At 64.3% G+C, this 18,736-nt stretch carries 15 protein-coding genes; 4 read left to right on the top strand and 11 right to left on the bottom strand.

Features of this window, described 5'->3' with window-relative positions:
- Together F1609_RS01235 and F1609_RS01230 are read left to right on the top strand one after the other, a co-directional pair.
- Positions 1-2,121, top strand: coding sequence for a zinc-ribbon and DUF3426 domain-containing protein (locus F1609_RS01235; RefSeq protein ID WP_167073877.1), 2,121 nt, complete (start codon positions 1-3; stop codon positions 2,119-2,121).
- Between the two features lie 9 nt (positions 2,122-2,130).
- On the top strand, positions 2,131-3,069 hold the full coding sequence (locus tag F1609_RS01230) for a carbohydrate kinase family protein (protein ID WP_167073875.1): 939 nt from the start codon (positions 2,131-2,133) through the stop codon (positions 3,067-3,069).
- Positions 3,070-3,167: 98 nt separating this feature from the next.
- Here the strand turns inward: F1609_RS01230 and F1609_RS01225 are convergent, their stop codons facing one another.
- A complete protein-coding gene (locus tag F1609_RS01225) occupies positions 3,168-3,467 on the bottom strand; it encodes a DUF167 domain-containing protein (RefSeq protein ID WP_167073873.1) in 300 nt (99 codons plus the stop codon).
- Entirely contained in the window at positions 3,464-3,991 is a 528-nt protein-coding gene (locus F1609_RS01220) for a YggT family protein (protein ID WP_243492493.1), read from the bottom strand. Before F1609_RS01220 ends, F1609_RS01225 begins: the two co-directional genes overlap by 4 nt.
- A 52-nt stretch (positions 3,992-4,043) precedes the next feature.
- Between F1609_RS01220 and F1609_RS01215 the strand changes: the two genes are divergently transcribed.
- Both F1609_RS01215 and F1609_RS01210 read left to right on the top strand, forming a co-directional pair.
- Positions 4,044-5,297: a hypothetical protein gene (locus tag F1609_RS01215; RefSeq protein WP_167073871.1), complete on the top strand. Its 1,254-nt coding sequence runs from the start codon at positions 4,044-4,046 to the stop codon at positions 5,295-5,297.
- Positions 5,298-6,116: 819 nt separating this feature from the next.
- Positions 6,117-6,596: a cache domain-containing protein gene (locus F1609_RS01210; protein ID WP_229421540.1), complete on the top strand. Its 480-nt coding sequence runs from the start codon at positions 6,117-6,119 to the stop codon at positions 6,594-6,596.
- Positions 6,597-6,750: 154 nt separating this feature from the next.
- Here the strand turns inward: F1609_RS01210 and F1609_RS01205 are convergent, their stop codons facing one another.
- The 9 genes from F1609_RS01205 to F1609_RS01165 form a co-directional block, all read right to left on the bottom strand.
- Complete coding sequence (locus F1609_RS01205; protein WP_167073869.1) at positions 6,751-7,875, bottom strand: ribonucleotide-diphosphate reductase subunit beta; 1,125 nt, start codon at positions 7,873-7,875, stop codon at positions 6,751-6,753.
- Positions 7,876-7,956: 81 nt separating this feature from the next.
- On the bottom strand, positions 7,957-10,914 hold the full coding sequence (locus F1609_RS01200; RefSeq protein WP_167073867.1) for a ribonucleoside-diphosphate reductase subunit alpha: 2,958 nt from the start codon (positions 10,912-10,914) through the stop codon (positions 7,957-7,959).
- 661 nt (positions 10,915-11,575) lie between these two features.
- The gene (locus tag F1609_RS01195; protein WP_167073865.1) at positions 11,576-13,000 is read right to left on the bottom strand and encodes a sigma-54-dependent transcriptional regulator; all 1,425 of its coding nucleotides are present in this window, start codon (positions 12,998-13,000) and stop codon (positions 11,576-11,578) included.
- Positions 12,997-14,733 (bottom strand): sensor histidine kinase, encoded by a 1,737-nt coding sequence (locus tag F1609_RS01190; RefSeq protein ID WP_167073863.1) that lies wholly within the window; start codon positions 14,731-14,733, stop codon positions 12,997-12,999. The genes F1609_RS01195 and F1609_RS01190 overlap by 4 nt, the downstream gene beginning before the upstream one ends.
- Positions 14,734-14,736: 3 nt before the next feature.
- Positions 14,737-15,000 (bottom strand): PP0621 family protein, encoded by a 264-nt coding sequence (locus F1609_RS01185; RefSeq protein ID WP_167073861.1) that lies wholly within the window; start codon positions 14,998-15,000, stop codon positions 14,737-14,739.
- Entirely contained in the window at positions 14,997-15,800 is an 804-nt protein-coding gene (locus F1609_RS01180) for a cytochrome C assembly family protein (RefSeq protein WP_167073859.1), read from the bottom strand. The genes F1609_RS01185 and F1609_RS01180 overlap by 4 nt, the downstream gene beginning before the upstream one ends.
- A gap of 67 nt (positions 15,801-15,867) precedes the next feature.
- The gene (locus F1609_RS01175; RefSeq protein WP_167073857.1) at positions 15,868-16,665 is read right to left on the bottom strand and encodes an ABC transporter ATP-binding protein; all 798 of its coding nucleotides are present in this window, start codon (positions 16,663-16,665) and stop codon (positions 15,868-15,870) included.
- 1 nt (position 16,666) lies between these two features.
- The gene (locus F1609_RS01170; protein ID WP_167073855.1) at positions 16,667-17,482 is read right to left on the bottom strand and encodes an ABC transporter permease; all 816 of its coding nucleotides are present in this window, start codon (positions 17,480-17,482) and stop codon (positions 16,667-16,669) included.
- 46 nt (positions 17,483-17,528) lie between these two features.
- A complete protein-coding gene (locus tag F1609_RS01165) occupies positions 17,529-18,503 on the bottom strand; it encodes an ABC transporter substrate-binding protein (protein WP_167073853.1) in 975 nt (324 codons plus the stop codon).
- Positions 18,504-18,736: the final 233 nt, after the last annotated feature.

Here is an 18,736-nt window from a genome sequence, read left to right as displayed (position 1 = left end):
ATGGCGCTCGCCACTCGATGCCCCCATTGCAGCACGACTTTCCGGGTCGCTTCCGACCAGTTGAAGTTACGTGGGGGCATAGTGCGCTGCGGCGCCTGCAATGAAATTTTCGACGGCAACGCGGCCCTGGTCGAACTCGACGCGCTGCCGCCAGTCATCCCCACCCCTGTTGCCCCGCCGCCCGCCGCGACGGCGACCGGTGCGCCGGTGGATAACGGCACTCCCGTGTCCACCTTGCAGATGGAGAACTCGGTCGAGCCAGCGTTCGTTCCGGTGTGGCTCAGGCCCCAGCCGGCGCCGCAGCCTGTTCCCGAGCCAGTTCCCGAGCCGGAGCCGGTGTTTGTAGCGGAGCCAGAGCCTGTTCAGATGGCCGAGCCCGAGCCCGAGCCCGAACCGGAGCCCCCGCGTACAAAACCTTTCATCCCGCTCTCGATTGCCATGTTCGTCGAGCCCGAGGATATGTATGACGAGCCGTACGCGGCGCCTTACGTCGAGCCCGAACCGCAACCGAAAGTCTGGCGCGGCAAGTCCACGACGCCATGGCCGACGATCGATATCGGCGCCAGCGGCGACGCAACGTCCGGTTCGAATGCGGCGCCATTTTCGATCGACATGCCGATCGATGAAGAAATCGTCGCGATTGCTCCTCCGGAAGATTCTTCCGAGCTGGACTTCGGCGATCTGAGCTTCAACGAGCCGCTGCTCGACCTGAACTATCCATCAGCCCCGGTAGCGGAGGCGAACGCGCGGATCGAGCCGGTCTTCTTCGAGCCCGAGCGCAGGGAGCCGGACTTTGCCGAGCCGCTGTTCGTCGAGCCGCGCTTTGCCGAGCCGGCCTTTGAAGAACCGCGTTTTGCCGAACCCGCCCTTACGCAAGCCCCACCTGCCGATGCAGCGCCGGAACCGGTATTGCCCGAGCCCGCATTGGACGAGCCGGTCGCCCTGGACGCGCCCATCGACGAGCCGGCCCAAGTCGAACCTGCCGTAGCCGAGCCAGCCCAATTCCTGCCACCGCTGGCCGAACCTGACCTGGACGAGCCAGTCCACGTCGAACCGGCCGTTGCCGAGCCAGCCCAATTCCTGCCGCCGCTGGCCGAGCCTGAGCTGACCGAACCGGTCCACGTCGAACCGGCCGTTGCCGAGCCGGCCCTGTTCCTGCCGCCGCTGGCCGAACCCGTCCTCGACGAGCCTAATCCGGCCGAGCCTGATCCGGCCGAACCTGATCCGGCCGAACCGGCCCACGTCGAGCCGGCCGTTGCCGAGCCCTCCCAATTCCTGCCACCACTGGTCGAGCCAACCTTCGACGAGCCCGTGCGTGTCGAGCCGCCCGCCGCCAGGCCGGGCCGCACCGAGCCGATGCTGGTCGACCATGCGTATGACGAGCCCGGTCACACGGTGATGGTGCTGTCCTACGCCGAGGAAACGGATGACCACGCGCGCAGCGACGCCTTGCTGAACCCGAACACCGAACCGCTGGTGCGCGACCTGGAGCATGCCCCGCTGCCGCTGCTGCGCCAATCCTCGGGCGACAAGCCGGCCAATGTGCCGCTCGCGCCACCGCCACCGCCGCCGGCGCCCGTCATCCCCGAGCCCGAAAACGACGAGCCCGATTTCCTGCGCCGCAGCCGCGAACTGGAAGAAAAGCAAGGCTCGCGCCGCATCGCACTGATGATCGGCTCGCTGGTACTGGCGATCCTGCTCGTGGCCCAGGGCGTCACCACCTTCCGCAACATCCTGGTGGCGAAGTTTCCGGCCGTCAAACCAATGCTGGTAGCGGCGTGCGCCACATTGGGCTGCAAGCTCGAACTGCCGGCCCAGATCGATAGCCTGAGCATTGAGACGGGTGAGCTGCAATCGCTCGGCTCGAATGCCTTTACGCTCTCGACCCTGCTGCGCAACCAGAGCGACCTGACCCAGGCCTGGCCGAATATCGAACTGGCGCTGACCGATGGCAACGACAAGACCTTGCTGCGGCGCGTCGTCGTGCCGGCCGAATACCTGCCCAAGGGCACGGTGAGCGCCAAAGGCTTCACGGCGCGCTCCGAACAAGCGATCAAACTGACTTTTGAAGTAAAACAGATCAAGGCGTCCGGCTACCGCATCGCCATCTTCTATCCATAAGGCACTCTCATGACCAAGACCACACTGATCTGCGGATCGCTCGCATTCGACAAGATCATGCAATACAACGGCCGTTTCGGCGAAACGCTGCTGGCCGACCAACTGCACAAGGTCAACGTCTCCTTCCTGGTTCCCACCTTGCGCACCGAATACGGCGGCTGCTCGGCCAATATTGCCTACAACCTCAAGATGCTCGGTGGCGAGCCGCTGATCATGGCCGCGATCGGCCAGGATGGCGGCGAGTACCTGGAGCGCTTCGACAAGCTCGGCATCGACACGCGCGGGATCCGCAAGATCACCCACTCGTACACCGCGCAATGCTTCGTCACGGCCGACCTGGACAACAACCAGATCAACGCCTTCCACCCGGGCGCGATGGAATTCGCGCATGAAAACAATGTCGGCGACCAGGGCGAGCTGCGCGTGGCGATCATCGCGCCGGACGGCCGTGGCGGCATGATCAAACACGCGCGCGACTGTGCCGCCCTGCAAGTGCCGTTCATGTTCGACCCGGGCCAGCAATTGCCGATGTTCAGCGGCGACGAATTGATCGAATTCATCGACCAGGCCACCTACGTGGCCGCCAACGACTACGAATTCGAAATGTTGATGGACCGCACCGGCCTGACCCTGGCCGAGATTGCCGGGCGCCTGGAAGCGCTGATCATCACGCGCGGCGAAAAGGGCTCGGAGATCCACACCGGCGGCAAGCGCCACGAGATTCCGTGCGTGCAAGCGGCGGCCGTGGTCGATCCGACCGGTTGCGGCGACGCCTACCGCGCCGGCCTGCTGTTCGGCATCACGAACGACCTCGACTGGCCTACCACAGGCCGCCTGGCGAGCCTGATGGGCGCCATCAAGATCGCGCACCAGGGTGGCCAGAACCACGTCGTCACGGCCGCCCAGATCGCCGACAAGTTCGAATCCGAGTTCGGCTACCGCTTCTAAGTTACACAACCGAAAGTTGTAAAACCGGGGACAGACCCCGGTTCAAGTTGCAAAACCGGGGACAGACCCCGGTTCGCCGGTCGCCGGTTTTGCGACGCTTACTTCAAGAGTATCTGCGCGACCTGTTCCGGCGTCAGGCTGCCTGACACCACTTCAATCAGCTTGCGCTTGCTGGTCAGGCCGTGCGTGATCGTGAGCGCGCTTTTCGGCACGCCCAATTCTCCAGATAAATATTTGATCAAGGCCTCGTTGGCCTTGCCTTCGATCGGCTGCGCCTGCAACTTGAGCTTGAGCGCGTCGTCGAGCACGCCGATCACCTCGGTCTTCCTGGCGTTCGGCGTGATCTGCACCGCCAGACGCAGCGCGCCCGGCAAGGCCGAGCACCAGGCACGGCTCATCGCAGCCCGAACATCATCTGTACCAGAAGATGCACGATCTTGATCAGAATCAAGGCCACCATCACCGACAGGTCGATCCCGCCGATCGGCGGCACCACCTTGCGCAAGGGGCGCAGCAGCGGCTCGTTGAGTGCCTGTATGAAGGGCGCCATGGGCGCCTGCGGGTTGACCCAGCTCAGGATCACCTCGACCAGCAGCGTCCCCATGAAGCCGTACAGGATCCAGGTCAGGAAGGTGTACAGGGACATGAGGGCCACCAGCTCATACGGCGCCCCAAAGTAGACGATGGCCGAGGCCAGTGCCACCACCAGGAAAGCGCCAACCAGGCTGGCCCAATCGTAGCCGCCCACGCCGGGAATGACGCGCCGCATCGGCAACACCATCCAGTCGGTCAGGGTAAAAATGAATTGCCCGATCTGCGGCGGCGGACGCACGCGGATCGCCTGCATCCAGAACCGGAGTAACAGGACCCCGCCGAGAATGCTGGCGATGGTGTCGACGATCAACTGAACAATACTGTGCACGTGCTCTCCTTAAAAAAAAACCGCTGTGTGAATCAAGTCACACAGCGGTATTTTGCCTGATCCAGGCCCAACAACCTGTTACGGACGGCTGCTGGTCGGGAATGGCCATGCGGCGGCCGGAACCACCACGGTTTTCACCGTTGCCGCCGGAGCCGGTGCTGCCGCTGCTGCTGGTGCAGGAGCTGCCGCTGGCTTCGATGCTGCGTCGGCTTTCGGTGCCGCTGCCTTTTTAGGGGCTGCCGCTTTCTTTACGGCCGGCTTGGCTGCCGCGACGGCAGGAATCGCCGCTGCTGGAGCTGGTGCTGGCTTGGCTGCTGGCGTTGCCGCAGCCTTAACCGGCTTTTTTGCTGCTGGCTTAGCCGCCACCTTTTTTGCTGCTGGCTTTGCTGCTGCTTTCGCTGCTGGCTTTGCTGCTGCTTTAGTTACTGCTGGTTTCTTGGCGGTCGACGTCGCTGCTGCTTTTTTGGCGGCTGGCTTGGCTGCGGCTTTGGTCGCTGCTGGCTTTGCTGCTGCTTTCTTTGCGGCAGGTTTGGCGGCGGCTTTCTTCGCTACCGGCTTGGCTGCTGGCTTGGCTGCCGGCTTGGCCGACGATTTTGCCGTGGCTTTCTTCGCTGCTGGCTTGGCTGCTGCCTTGGCTGCTGGTTTAGCTGCTGCCTTCGCTGCTGGCTTCGCTGCTGCCTTTTTGGCGACTGGCTTGGCCGTCGCTTTTGCCTTGGCTGCCGGCTTGGCTGCTGCCTTGCTTGCTGCTGGCTTGGCTGCCGCTTTTTTGGCGACTGGCTTGGCTGCCGCTTTTTTAGCGACTGGCTTTGCCGCCGACTTGGCTGCTGCCTTTTTCGCTACTGGCTTGGCTGCGGTTTTTGCAACGGCTTTTTTCGCTACTGGCTTGGCTGCGGCTTTTTTGGCTGCTGGCTTCGCTGCGGTTTTCGCTGCTGGCTTGGCTGCGGCTTTCGCTGCAACTTTTTTCGCTGCTGGTTTCGCTGCAGGCTTTGCTGCGGCTTTCGCTGCTGGCTTGGCTGCGACTGCTTTAGCGGCGACTGCTTTCGCGGCGACTTTCTTCGCTGGTTTCTCGGCAGTGGCTTTCGCGACTGGTTTCTTTACTGCGGGTTTCTTAGCGGCTGTTGCCATTTGGGTTCTCCTTCATCTGCGATGGGAAAAAATCACGCTACAAGATTTAAAACCCGTCCGACCCGTAACTGGAGGTCAGGCGAATTATTCATCGGCACAAACGTGTTCGGTGTTTATGCTAATGAATTCGGCACCAGCTGAACTGCTGCAACTCCTCAAGTTTGCAGCGCTTCAGCTATAGTCGTTTCTGAAAACAGAGACGACGGATACGGTGTTCATGGTTCGCTGTCCGCATCAAGAGCCCACAACCGTAAAAGAAAAAGCCGCCATGCCTGAACCGGATCAGGCAGTGCGGCTTTGTCTTTTGCAGAAGTTTAAGCGCATATCTGTTTGAATCAGCGTCCCATTTTGATCGATGATTTTGTCGTCGCGCGCGGCTTGCATCTTCGCGTTCACGTTTTGACAAATTCAATCACGTAAAGTACACGAAAACCTTGTCAGTGCGCAACCTGCACACAGCATTTGTTTGACTTTTTTTTTCAAACGATGCAGGCAGCTGCGCACGATCATCGCGCGCGCATGCGTGCCGGTGCACGCGCCACGCCGCCGCGCGTGCTCTCCGTACGGCCCGAGCGCGCCGCGCATGCGCCCACGCGCTACGCAGACATGGCGTACCTAAAGGCGCTATGCAAAATACAGCGGAACCGGCGAGCGCGCATCGGCGACGTGCGGCGCGTGCCGCCGCAGCGCTTGCTGCGACGCCGCGCGTCGAATACGTCGCGTGCGCAGCGAGGTGCGCACTGCACGCTGTTCGTTGCTGCTGCGAGACGTATTCGCACGAGCATGCACGCGATGTCCGCAAGCGTGCGCGCTGTTTGCCTCTCGTTCGTCGCTCGTTCGTCTCTCGCTGTTCTCGCGCCGGACGCTCGTTTGTCTCTTGAGGTAAACAGTTTGACGCGCGCCGCCAGCGCATCTCGCGCTCCCCCTTGTGCGCAAGCGGGTGACGGCATAGGATCATTTCAGGCGCCGCGTGGCGACCACAACGAGACGGAGAGAATCGATGAACAGACTAGTCAAGTGGCTCGCCATGATCGGCATGGCATCGCTGATGGCGGCGGCGGCGGGAGCGGCCGGCGCGGCCGAACGCGGCACCAGCGAGGAAGCGGTGGCCCTCGTGAAAAAGGCGATCGCCTTCTACAAGGCGAACGGCATGGAGAAGACGGCGGCCGAAATCAATGGCAAGACCGGCATGTTCGAAAGCAAGGACTTGTATCTGTTCGTCGCGCCCGTCGCGCCGGGGCCGGTGACGGCGCATGGCGCCAACGCCAAACTGGTCGGCAAGGAGCTGGGCGACCTGCGCGACGTCGACGGCGTGTACTTCACGCGTCGCTTCCGCGAGGTGGCCGGCAAGGAGGGCAAAGGCTGGGTCGACTACAAATGGCCGAACGCGAAGAGCGGCGCGCTCGAGGCCAAGAGCACCTACGTCGAGCGGGTCGACAATGTGTACTTCGCCTGCGGGGTTTACAAGGCGGGCAAGTAGACAGGCAAACAAGACCTGCGGGCGCGCTGCGGCGACGCCCATCATGCAAAAAGCTCCCGAGGGAGCTTTTTTAATGGAGGCAGCCGGATCGCATGCCGTCCGGGGTCGCTGCCGGCGCGGCGCCGTCCAGCGCAGCGCCAGGCAGTGGCGCGGCTTATTCCCAGTTCAGGGCGCCACCGGTCTGGTACTCGGTCACGCGCGTCTCGAAGAAGTTGCGTTCCTTTTTCAGGTCGATCATCTCGCTCATCCACGGGAATGGATTTTCTTCCTGGGCGAACATCGCGTCCAGGCCGATCTGCTGCGCGCGGCGGTTGGCGATGAAACGCAGGTAACCTTTGAACATGGTGGCGTTCAGGCCCAGCACGCCGCGCGGCATGGTGTCTTCGGCGTAGGCATACTCCAGGTCGACCGCTTTCAGGAACAGCTGCTTGATCTCTTCCTTGAAGGCCGGGGTCCACAGCAGCGGGTTTTCCATCTTGATCGTGTTGATCAGGTCGATGCCGAAGTTGCAGTGCATCGACTCGTCGCGCAGGATGTACTGGTACTGCTCCGCCGCGCCCATCATCTTGTTCTGGCGGCCCAGCGCCAGGATCTGGGTGAAGCCGACGTAGAAGAACAGCCCTTCCATCAGGCAGGCGAACACGATCAGCGATTTCAACAGCTTCTGGTCGTTTTCCACGGTGCCGGTGGTGAAGGCCGGATCGGTCAGCGTGTTGATGAACGGAATCAGGAACTCGTCCTTGTCGCGGATCGACTTGACTTCGTTGTAGGCGTTGAAGATCTCGCCTTCGTCCAGGCCCAGCGACTCCACGATGTACTGGTAGGCGTGGGTGTGGATCGCTTCTTCGAAGGCCTGGCGCAGCAGGTACTGGCGGCATTCCGGCGCCGTGATGTGGCGGTAGGTGCCGAGCACGATGTTGTTGGCGGCCAGCGAGTCGGCGGTCACGAAGAAGCCCAGGTTGCGTTTCACCAGGCGGCGCTCGTCATCGGTCAGACCGTTGGGATTTTTCCACAACTCGATGTCGCGCTGCATGTTGACCTCTTGCGGCATCCAGTGATTGGCGCAACCGGCCAGGTACTTGTCCCACGCCCATTTGTACTTGAACGGGACCAGCTGGTTGACATCGGTCTTGCCGTTGATGATGCGCTTGTCGTCGGCGTGGACGCGCTTGGCGACCGATGCGGCGTCGGCTGCGGGTTCGGTACCCGCTACGGCGGCGCTTGGCGCCGCAGGGCGCGCGGCTGGCGCGCTGGCTGTTTCATCGTCCCAGGACAACATGGTGATTCCTCTTTTCGTCTGTGTTCAATTCGGTCTTGCGCGGAGCGCCGCAGCGCTCCGCCTCGGTACCAGCTATTACTCTTACTGGCAGGCTTCGCATTCCTCGAAACCATCGTCGCCCGGACGCAGGTAGCACGCCGCGCCCTCTTCCTCGGCCGCCGCCGCAGCCACCGAGGCCGCCGTCGCCGCGGCAGCTGCCGCCGCCGTATCGGCCGCCGCACCCATGGCGTGGGCCGACATGCCGCCGTCCACCGCCACCGCGTTCAGGGCGCCGGTCTTGGAGGTCGATTTCTCCATGTGGGTCGCCGCGATGGTGCGCAGGTAGTACGTGGTCTTGAGGCCGCGCAGCCAGGCCAGCTTGTAGGTTTCATCGAGCTTCTTGCCCGAGGCGCCAGCCATGTAGATGTTCAGCGACTGGGCCTGGTCGATCCACTTCTGGCGGCGCGATGCCGCTTCCACCAGCCAGCTCGGCGAGACTTCGAAGGCGGTGGCGTAGATGTCGCGCAGGTCTTGCGGGATGCGGTCGATCTTGGCCAGCGAGCCGTCGAAGTACTTCAGGTCGGCGATCATGACTTCGTCCCACAGGTCGCGCGCCTTGAGGTCGCGTACCAGGTACGAGTTGATTTCGGTAAATTCGCCGGACAGGTTCGACTTCACATACAGGTTCTGGAAGGTCGGTTCGATGCAGGCCGACACGCCGATGATGTTCGAAATGGTCGCGGTCGGAGCGATCGCCACGCAGTTCGAGTTACGCATGCCGAACTGCTTGATGCGCTCGCGCACCACGGTCCAATCCATGGCCGACGACATGTCGACTTCCAGGTAGCCGCCGCGCTCGTCTGCCAGCAGCTTGACTGAATCCTGCGGCAGGATGCCACGGTCCCACAGCGAGCCGCTGTACGACTCGTAGCGGCCGCGCTCTTCGGCCAGCTCGGTCGAGGCCAGGTAGGCGTAGTAGCACACCGCTTCCATCGAGCGGTCGGCGAATTCCACCGCCTGGTTCGACGAGTACGGCACGCGCATCATGTGCAGGCAATCCTGGAAGCCCATGATACCCATTCCCACCGGACGGTGGCGCATATTCGAATTGCGGGCTTTTTCGACGGCGTAGTAATTGATATCGATGACGTTGTCGAGCATGCGCATCGCGGTGCGCACGGTTTTCTGCAGCTTGACCGGGTCCAGCTTGCCTTCTTTCATGTGCGCCGGCAAGTTGACGGAACCCAGGTTGCAGACCGCGATTTCCGACTCGTTGGTGTTCAGGGTGATCTCGGTGCACAGGTTCGAGCTGTGGACCACGCCCACGTGTTGCTGTGGCGAACGGATGTTGCATGGGTCCTTGAAGGTGATCCATGGGTGGCCGGTTTCGAACAGCATCGAGAGCATCTTGCGCCACAGGTCGAGCGCGGCGATCTTCTTGAACACGCGGATCTCGCCGGCGGCCGCTTTCGCTTCGTAGCCGGTGTAAGCCGCCTCGAAGGCCTTGCCGACCTTGTCGTGCAGGTCCGGCGTTTCGGATGGCGAGAACAGGGTCCAGTCGCCCTTTTCCATCACGCGCTTCATGAACAGGTCGGGAATCCAGTTGGCCGTGTTCATGTCGTGGGTGCGGCGGCGGTCGTCGCCGGTGTTCTTGCGCAGGTCGAGGAATTCTTCCACGTCCATGTGCCAGGTTTCCAGGTAGGCGCAGACCGCGCCCTTGCGCTTGCCGCCCTGGTTGACCGCCACGGCGGTGTCGTTGACCACTTTCAGGAACGGCACCACGCCTTGCGACTTGCCGTTGGTGCCCTTGATGTGGGCGCCGAGAGCCCGCACCGGGGTCCAGTCGTTGCCCAGGCCGCCGGCGAACTTGGCCAGCAGCGCGTTTTCTTTAATGGCGTCGTAGATGCCTTCCAGGTCGTCCGAGACGGTGGTCAGGTAGCACGACGACAGTTGCGAGCGCAGGGTGCCGGAGTTGAACAGGGTCGGGGTCGAGCTCATGAAGTCGAACGACGACAGCAGGTTGTAGAACTCGACGGCGCGCGCTTCGCGGTTTTCTTCGCGCAGCGACAGGCCCATGGCCACGCGCATGTAGAACGCCTGCGGCATTTCGATGCGCACGTCGCGCACGTGCAGGAAGTAGCGGTCGTACAGGGTTTGCAGGCCGATGTAGCCGAACTGCAAGTCACGGTCGGCGACCAGGGCTTTCGCCAGCTTGGCCAGGTCGAAGGTGGCCAGGACCGGGTCCAGCAGCTCGTTCTCGATGCCCTTGGCGATGTATTTCGGGAAGTACTCTATATAGTGTGCTGCGGCCTGGGCTTGCGGCACTTCTTCGCAGAAGACTTCCTTGCGGATCGTGTGCAGCAGGATGCGGGCGGTGACCTGCGAGTAGGCCGGGTCCTTTTCCATCAGCGCGCGCGCAGCCAGGATGGCGGACTTGTGCAGCTCTTCGACTGGCACGCCGTCGTACAGGTTCTTGACCGTTTCGGCCAGGATGGCGTCGGCGTCGACGTGCTTTTCCAGGCCGACGCAGGCGGCGGCGATCAGGTCGCGCACCTGGTTCATGTCGAGCAGGCGGCGCTGGCCGTTTTCGAGCACGTGGATTTGCGGGGCTGCCACGTCGGCCGAACCGCCCAGCGCTTCCTTCTGCAGGCGGCGCTCTTCCATGTGCTTGGCGCGGTACAGCACGTAGGCACGCGCCACGTCGTGCTCGCCCGAACGCATCAGCGACAGTTCGACCTGGTCCTGCACATCTTCGATATGGAAGGTGCCGCCCGATGGCTGGCGCCGGATCAGGGCCGACACCACGTTCTCGGTCAGCTGCTCGACCAGTTCGCGCACGCGCGCGGAGCCGGCTCCCTGACCGCCGCTCACGGCCAAAAAGGCCTTGGTGACGGCGATCGAGATCTTCGATGGTTCAAATGCGACGACGGCGCCGTTGCGGCGGATGATGCGGTAGTCGCCGCGGGCGGCGACAGCGGCGGCGCTGGTGGCCGTGGCCGGAGCGCCTGCTCCAGGTGTGACGTGCAATTGGTTAATCGAAGAATCTTGGGATGTTTGCATGTGGGACCTCCTGGAGCGGCGGGCTTTGGTCTGCCGCCGGTTGTTATCAAGTGGACGGCGTCAATCAACCGTCCCCAACAAATATAAAAACAAAAAACTACCCCGCCGGCCTGGAATCCGAGGCCGGCGCCGTGACGCGCGATGGTGGGTTGAATGCGTTAAAAACCTGGGCTTGCCGATACTGAATCAAGGGGGCGACCAATCGGTGGCGGAGCGCCAAGAACCACTATATCTAGTCGATTGCTCATTTCTGGGACTAATTGTAGTGCCTCACCGGGGTAGTGGCAATAGAATTACTGGCAATTTTTTCCGGTGTTTCCCTTGACTTTTTTGAGGCATGCCACAGGCGGGACTGCCCGGTTAGCGGGTACTAACGGGTGCCGGTTTTTAAAGCAGCCGCAAGTTCGCACGCTTGCCGTTTCCGGGTCGCGGGGCAGCATTATAAACCGTGGGGGGAGCGGGCGTCGGAATCGGTTCCAGCGCCCGCAGTCTTCATCATGTAGCGGTACCGGCTGCTTTAACACCGTCTCCCCCGCGAAGGCGGGGGTCCATAGCACCTTTGCTCATAGGTGCCATGGCCCCCCGCAAAGGGGGCCGCCCAGGCCGGGGGAGACGGCTTGAAGTGTATCGAAGAAAGTACACGCAACCGTGCGGAGCCGACCTACCCCTCCGGCTCCTGGATATCGAGCTTCTGCATCTGGTAGCGCAACTGGCGGAAACTGATCCCCAGCAGCATGGCCGCCTGGGTGCGGTTGAACTGGGTCTGGGTCAGCGCGCGCAGGATGATCTCGCGTTCGACCTGTTCCAGGTAGTCGGGCAGGCTGCTGGGCAGCTGCGCTGGCGCACCGGCGCTGACCGGCAATGGCGCTGCCACCGGTTCCGGCGCCACCAAAGCCGCCGCCACCTCGGCCGGCGCCGTCCCGGCCACCCGCGCGCCCTTGAGCGACAGGTCGCCCACCTCGATCACGCCGTCATTGGCAAACGCCAGCGCCCGTTCCAGCACGTTTTCCAGCTCGCGCACGTTGCCCGGAAACGAATACGTGCGCAAAGTCTCCAGCACCTGCGGCCCCAGCGCGGCCGGCTGGCCCGCTCCGGCCAGGCGCGCCAGCATTCCGTTTACCAGCACGCCCAGGTCGTCGAGCCGCTCGCGCAGCGGCGGCACGCTCAGTTCGATCACATTCAAACGGTAAAACAGATCTTGCCGGAACTTGCCGGTTTCGACGCACTGGGCCAGGTTCTGGTGCGTGGCGCTGATAATGCGCACGTCGACCGGCTCTTCGGCAGTCGCCCCGATCTTGCGCACGCGCCGCTCCTGGATCGCGCGCAGCAGCTTGACCTGCATCGCCAGCGGCAGGTCGGCCACTTCGTCGAGCATCAGGGTGCCGCCGTTGGCCGCATGGAAAAACCCGTCGCGCTCGTCGGCGGCGCCCGTAAACGCCCCCTTGCGGTAGCCGAAAAACTCCGCTTCCATCAGCGCTTCGGGAATCGCGCCGCAGTTCACGGCAATAAAAGGCTTGCCCGCGCGCGAGCTGCGGGCGTGGATTTCGCGCGCCACCAGTTCCTTGCCGCTGCCCGACTCGCCAGTAATGGCGATCGGCGCCATCGAGCGCGCCAGCCGCTCGATCTGGCCGCGCAGCGACTGCATCACGGCCGATTCGCCGATCAGGCGCGAGCCGCTGCCCCCCGCCCCGGCCGCACTGGCACCCGGCGCGGCCGGCGCCGACAGGCGCAAGGCCGACTGCACCATCACCCGCAAATCTTCCAGCACCACCGGCTTGGAGACGTAATCGAAGGCGCCCGCCTTGAGCGCCACCACCGCGTTTTCGGCGCTGCCGTAGGCGGTCACGACCGCGATCGGGGTCGACTTGCTGGAGGCGCCCACTTCCTGCACCAGTTCCAGGCCCAGCCCGTCGGGCAGGCGCATGTCGGTGAGAATGAGGCCGTAATCGTTCTGCGCCAGGAAGGCGCGCGCCTCGCGCAGCGTTTCGGCGCTGTCCACATCGAGCCCCATCCTGACCAGCGTGATTTCCAGCAGTTCGCGTAAATCAGCCTCGTCATCGACGACCAGTACGCGGGGTGATGTCATGTTGTTGCCTTTCTGTTACCGTTACCAATGGCGCCGCGCGCTCCCAGCGGCTGCGCGAACGAAATCACAAAACGGCCGCTGGCCGCGCGCACGCCGAAGCCGCCGGCATCGAAGCGATATTCGTAATCGAGCATCGCCGCGTTGTTCAGGCACAGCTCGCGCGCCAGGTACAGCCCCAGCCCGGTCCCCTTGCTCGAGGTCGTGTAAAACGGCTCGAACAGGTGGGCCCGCACGTCCGGCGTGATGCCGGGACCGTCGTCCTGCACGTGCAGCTCCATGCCGCCGGCCGTATCGGTGACGACGTAGACCCGGATGCTGCCCACCCCGCCGCTGGCGTAGCGCAGCGCGTTGGTCAGCAGGTTGATCACCACTTCGCGCAGGTGCAGCGCGTCGAAACGCACCGGCACGGCGCCAGTGTTGCCTAGCCACACTATATCATCGGCAACCCCCTGGGTTTCATCAAATTCGGTCTTGAGCTCATTCAAAAAGGGGCCGAGCAACAACGGTGCGCCATTGGGCTGGACCTTGCGCGACAACTGGAGTATGTCTTCCACCATGCGGTTCACGCGCGTGACGTTGTCGCCGACAATCTTGAGCAGGCGCGCCTGGCCCGGCTCGTGCAGGTCTTCGGCCAGCAGCGCGGTGGCGTGGCCGATGGCCGAAAGCGGATTGCGCACCTCGTGGGCGATGCTGGCGGTGAGCCGTCCCATCGAGGCCAGTTTCAGTTCCTGGGCCTGGTTTTCGATGGCGGTCACGTCCTGCAGGAAGATCACGCAGCGCTCGGAAGCCTCGTCGACCGTGTCCACGCGCGCAAAGCGCAGCTTGAGGTGGGCCGCCAGGTCGCGCCGTCCGCTCCAGGCGGCCGTGCCGGCGGTGCCACCGCCGCTGTCGCGATACGGCTTGACGGTCACAAAGGCGGCGCGCGCGGCCGCGCTTGGTGCGGCCGGCCCGACCTGCTGCTGCCACTCCGAAAACGCAAACGCCACCGGTTCCAGCGCCGCCACCTCGGACAGGGCGAAGCCGCTGTCGCCATTGGCCAGCCCCAGCATCTGCTGGGCGGCCGGGTTGCCGGCAAAGATATGGCCGTCGCGGTCGACCACGAGAATGCCGTCGGCCACGTCGGCGATGACGATCTGGTTGATCGCCAGCTGGATCTGCAGATCGGCGCCGTGGCGCGTGGCCAGTTCTTCCTGGCGGATCAGCTTGCCGGCGAGGTGGCTGACCACCAGCACGATGGCGAAGAAGGCGCCGCCGTACAGGCCGGCCTGGGTGATCGGCATGCCGTTGATGCCCATGAACGCCTGGTAGAGCGAGGCCAGCAGCAGGAACAGGGTGACCAGCGCGGCCGAAAACAGGGCCAGCACGCGCGGCGCCAGGATCGCGGCGCCGGCCAGCGGGAACAGGTACAGGATCACCAGGCTGCCGCGGCCCTCCTCGGCGGCCATGTACAGCACCGAGATGACCGCGATATCGACCGCGATCTGGATCACCACCTGCCCCAGGAAACGGGTGCGTACGTACAGGCAGGCCAGCGCGAAGGCGCCGGCCATGACCAGGTAGGCGATGCAGGTTTCGGTATACAGATACAGGCCGGCGGTCGGCACATCGCGCCGGTCGAACATCAGGTAGGCCAGCAGCACCAGCGAAATGACGATGCGGGTGGCCGAGAGCGCCTGCAGGGAGCGCCAGAATGTCTCGCGCGACTCGGCCGACAAGCCGCTCCAGAACGACATCGGTCAGGCCGGCGGCAGATTGACGTGCTCGGGGCAGCAGTAAGCGCGGCCGTTGGCCGTGACCGCTTCCGACTCCGGAAAATACACGTGGCAGTGCGCGCACTCGACGGTAGCGCCCAGTTCGCGCATCGGCGCCTGCGGCCCGGCGCCGGGATGGCCCGGATGGCCGGGCGGCGGCGTCATCTCGCGAATCTTGGCGCGGATCTTGCTGCGAATGGCGGCGATGACCAGCACGATCAGCGCCACCCAGAACAGAATGCGCATCATGCCAGAGCCCGGTGCAGAATCACTTCAAGAACAAAACGGCTGCCGACATAGGCCAGCACCAGGGTGGCGAAACCGGCCAGGGTGAAGCGCAGCGCGGTCTTGCCGCGCCAGCCGCGCCAGCGCCGTCCGGCCAGCAGCGCGGCGAACAGGAACCACGACAGCAGCGCGAACACGCTCTTGTGATCCCACTTGAGCACGGTGCCGAACAACTGTTCCGAGAACACGATCCCCGACAGCACGGTCAGGCTGAGCAGCACGAAGCCGATCCAGATCAGGCGAAACAGCAGCTTTTCCATGGTCAACAGGGCCGGCAGCTGGTCGAGCGCGGTGGCCAGCCAGCCGGCCTTGGGGTTGCGCGCATGCAGCCGCGTTTCCTGCAAGGCCATCAGGACTGCGTGGAAGGCGGCAATGGTCAGGGTGCTGTAGGCCAGGATGGCGACCGCGATATGCCAGCCGAAGGCCGGCGCGCGCCCTTCGAGCTGCAACACGCTGCCCGGGAACACGGCCGGCAGCAGCGCCGCGGCAGCCGCGCACGGCATCACCAGGCGGCGCAGGCCGTCCAGCGCGAAATTGCGGTTTTCGATCCAGTAGGCCGCCACCGAGATCCATAGCGCGGCCGAAATCATCAGCGCGAAGCCGATCCGCACGCTGCCGGGCGCCATCATGTCGAGCCACAGGGCGGCGCCGTGCAGCAGCCAGGCCACGGCCGTGACGGCGGAAATGAGCGAACCCCGGGGCGAGGGAAGAAGGGCGCACACCGCGTACAGCAGCGCCGCTGCGATAAGTAAGTAAGTCTGCATGCTGCAAGTTTACACTATCGGGGCGTGCTGGCGGGGACGGCGTGCCGCCGGCCGCGCCGGCGGCATCTTAATCGCCGGCCGCCATGCGCAACTCGTCGTTGTGGTGGCGCTGCTGCTCCTCCATCACCAGCTGGCCCAGTTCGCGCTTGAGGGCATTGAAGGCGGGCGCGGACGGATCGCGCGGGCGCGCCAGCTCGACCGCCACATCGCGCTTGACGGTGCCGGGCCGGTAAGTCATCACCACGATCCGGTCGGCCAGGTAAATCGCTTCCTCGATGCTGTGGGTGACGAACAGGATGGTCTTGCCGGTAGCGGCCCAGAGGCGCAGCAATTCGTCTTGCAGGTTGCGCCGGGTCAGGGCGTCGAGCGCGCCGAACGGCTCGTCCATCAGCATGATCGGCGAGTCCAGCGCCAGCACGCGCGCGATCGCCACGCGCTGGCGCATGCCGCCCGACAGGTCCTTCGGATAGCGCTGGCGAAAATCCGTCAGCGCCAGCGTCTCGAGCAGCGCGCCGACGGTGGCTGCGATGGCCGCCTTGCCGACGCCCTTGATCTCGAGGCCGAAGGCGATGTTCTGCTCGACCGTCATCCACGGGAACAGCGCGTACTCCTGGAACACCATGGCGCGCTCCGGCCCCGGCCCGGTCACTGCGCGCGCGCCGGTGCGGATGGTGCCGCGCGTAGGCGGCGCAAACCCGGCCACGGCGTTGAGCAGGGTCGACTTGCCGCAGCCCGATGGCCCCAGCAGGCAGGTGAACTGCCCGGCCGGGATGGCCAGGTTGATGTCGCGCAGGGCGACGATGTCGCGCCCGGCGCTGCCGAACACCTTGTCGACGCCCTCGATATGGATCGGTGCTGCGCTCATCTCAGTGCTCCAGGCCGCGGTGCCAGCGCAGCAGATAATTGTTCAGGCGGTCCATGCCGGCGTCGATCGCCAGCCCTAGCATGCCGATGCTGATCATCCCGGCCATGATCTTGTCGGACCAAAAATACTCGCGCGCTTCCAGGATGCGAAAACCCAGGCCATTGTTCACCGCGATCATTTCGGAGACGATCACCACGATGAAGGCGGTGCCGATCCCGATCCGCACGCCCGACAGGATATAGGGCACGGCCGCCGGCAGGATCACGCGCAGGAACAGGGTGCGGCGGCCCGCGCCCAGGTTGCGCGCGGCGCGCAGGTAGATGGCGTCGACCTGGCGCACCCCGGCGATGGTATTGACCAGCACCGGGAAAAACGCCCCCAGCGCGATCAGGAACACGGCCGGCGGGTTGCCCAGCCCGAACCACAGGATGGCCAGCGGAATGTAGGCGATCGGCGGAATCGGGCGCAGCAGCTGCACCAGCGGATTGAGCCAGGCGTACACGCGCGCGTTCGCGCCCATCGCCAGCCCGAGCGGCAGCGCCAGAGCGGCCCCGATAGCAAAGCCGAGCAGCACCCGCACCATGCTGGTGAACGCGTCGAGCACCAGTTCGCCCGACAAAGCCCAGGACAGCCAGCTGCCGCCCGCGTAGGGCTGCAGCGGCAGCAGATACTCGATCCACTTGCGCAGCACCGCCAGCGGCGACGGCAACACCTGCGGATTGACCAGCCCCTGCACGGCCGCCAGCTGCCACAGGCCGATCACCACCAGCGGCGCCACCAGGCCGATGCCCTTCTCGCGTAAACGCCTGCCGTCCATGCCGCCTCCGGATCGGGTTGTCGGATTGCCTGCCAGCGCGCGTCCCTTACTTGGCAGGGACGCTTTTCTTGGCCGCCTCGAGCAGGTCGGTACGGACCCAGTCGGTCGCGCGCGGCGGGCGCACCATCCGTCCCACCCCGGTCTTGACCATGGTGTCGGTGGTGACCTGGATATGCGCGGCCGTCACGTCGAGCGCATACGGCGAATTGGCGATCGCGTCCTCGAAATCGTCCTTGCTGATCTGGCCCTTGAAAAGGGTCTCGCGCACATATTTTTCAGCCACTGCGGGCTCGCTGATGAAGGTGCGCGTGGCCTGCACGAAGCAGCGCATGAATTTTTCGGCCAGCGCCCGCTTGCCGCCGTAGAACGCTTCGGTCATCACCAGGGTGCGCACCGGCTCGCCGATCGGGGTATCGTAGGGTTTGAGCACCTCGACCCCGAATCCCTTGTTGATCGCTTGCGAGGATTGCGGTTCGGACTGCATCATGGCGTCGATGTTGCCGCCCATCAGCGCCTGATTCAGGTCGGCGAACGGCAGGTAAATCAGTTGCACGTCCTTGCCGGGGGCGCTGTCGGCGCTCATGCCGTGCTGTTGCAGTTCGGCCATCAGCAGCACTTCCTGGATGCCGCCGCGCGTCACCCCCACCTTCTTGCCCTTGAGCTCGCGCATGCCCTTCACGCCCAGCCCGTGGCGCGCCACCAGGCGCGCGCCGCCCCTGGCGAAACCGGCCACCACCACGATCGGCGCACCGCTGGCCCTGCCCGAAATGGCCGCCTCGGACGCCGTCGCCCCCACATCGAGCTCGCCGGCGATGATGGCCTGCATCACGTCCAGTCCCTTGGCGAAGATTTTCTCTTCCACCTTGATGCCGCAGGACGGCGCAATTTCCTTGACGTAGGCGACGGCGCCGAAATGCGCGAACTTGAGGTTGCCGAGGCGAACCACTTCCTGCGCCTGGCTGGCGCCGGCGGCGCACAGCACCGCCAGTACCAGGGTCTTGCAAATGAGCTTGCCTGTCATGCCAATCTCCGGTCAGTGCTGCAGCGTCGCTGGGGGCGCGGGTCCGATTGCCTTATGGAAAAGTATCGCGGCCAAACGGCGCAGTCCCACGACTGGCGCAAGCTTTGTGCGAAAAAACCGGGCAGGCGCATGAGAAAGAGACAATTGCCGGCCCGCGCCACCCCGCTGTCGGGCCTGCGGGCAGCCTTGCGGCGCTGGCCCGGCCGCAGTCTTTTTTGCCCGTAACATAGGGT

The organism is Massilia aquatica (genome assembly GCF_011682045.1).
Classification (GTDB): Bacteria; Pseudomonadota; Gammaproteobacteria; order Burkholderiales; family Burkholderiaceae_D; genus Telluria_A; species Telluria_A aquatica.
This window is presented reverse-complemented; position numbering and strand designations above follow the sequence as displayed.

Coding starts and splice junctions, on each gene's coding strand:
- F1609_RS01235 (WP_167073877.1), top strand. CDS start 1: ATGGCGCTCGCCACTCGATGCCCCCATTGCAGCACGACTTTCCGGGTC.
- F1609_RS01230 (WP_167073875.1), top strand. CDS start 2,131: ATGACCAAGACCACACTGATCTGCGGATCGCTCGCATTCGACAAGATC.
- F1609_RS01225 (WP_167073873.1), bottom strand. CDS start 3,467: ATGAGCCGTGCCTGGTGCTCGGCCTTGCCGGGCGCGCTGCGTCTGGCG.
- F1609_RS01210 (WP_229421540.1), top strand. CDS start 6,117: ATGAACAGACTAGTCAAGTGGCTCGCCATGATCGGCATGGCATCGCTG.
- F1609_RS01205 (WP_167073869.1), bottom strand. CDS start 7,875: ATGTTGTCCTGGGACGATGAAACAGCCAGCGCGCCAGCCGCGCGCCCT.
- F1609_RS01200 (WP_167073867.1), bottom strand. CDS start 10,914: ATGCAAACATCCCAAGATTCTTCGATTAACCAATTGCACGTCACACCT.
- F1609_RS01195 (WP_167073865.1), bottom strand. CDS start 13,000: ATGACATCACCCCGCGTACTGGTCGTCGATGACGAGGCTGATTTACGC.
- F1609_RS01190 (WP_167073863.1), bottom strand. CDS start 14,733: ATGTCGTTCTGGAGCGGCTTGTCGGCCGAGTCGCGCGAGACATTCTGG.
- F1609_RS01185 (WP_167073861.1), bottom strand. CDS start 15,000: ATGATGCGCATTCTGTTCTGGGTGGCGCTGATCGTGCTGGTCATCGCC.
- F1609_RS01180 (WP_167073859.1), bottom strand. CDS start 15,800: ATGCAGACTTACTTACTTATCGCAGCGGCGCTGCTGTACGCGGTGTGC.
- F1609_RS01175 (WP_167073857.1), bottom strand. CDS start 16,665: ATGAGCGCAGCACCGATCCATATCGAGGGCGTCGACAAGGTGTTCGGC.
- F1609_RS01170 (WP_167073855.1), bottom strand. CDS start 17,482: ATGGACGGCAGGCGTTTACGCGAGAAGGGCATCGGCCTGGTGGCGCCG.
- F1609_RS01165 (WP_167073853.1), bottom strand. CDS start 18,503: ATGACAGGCAAGCTCATTTGCAAGACCCTGGTACTGGCGGTGCTGTGC.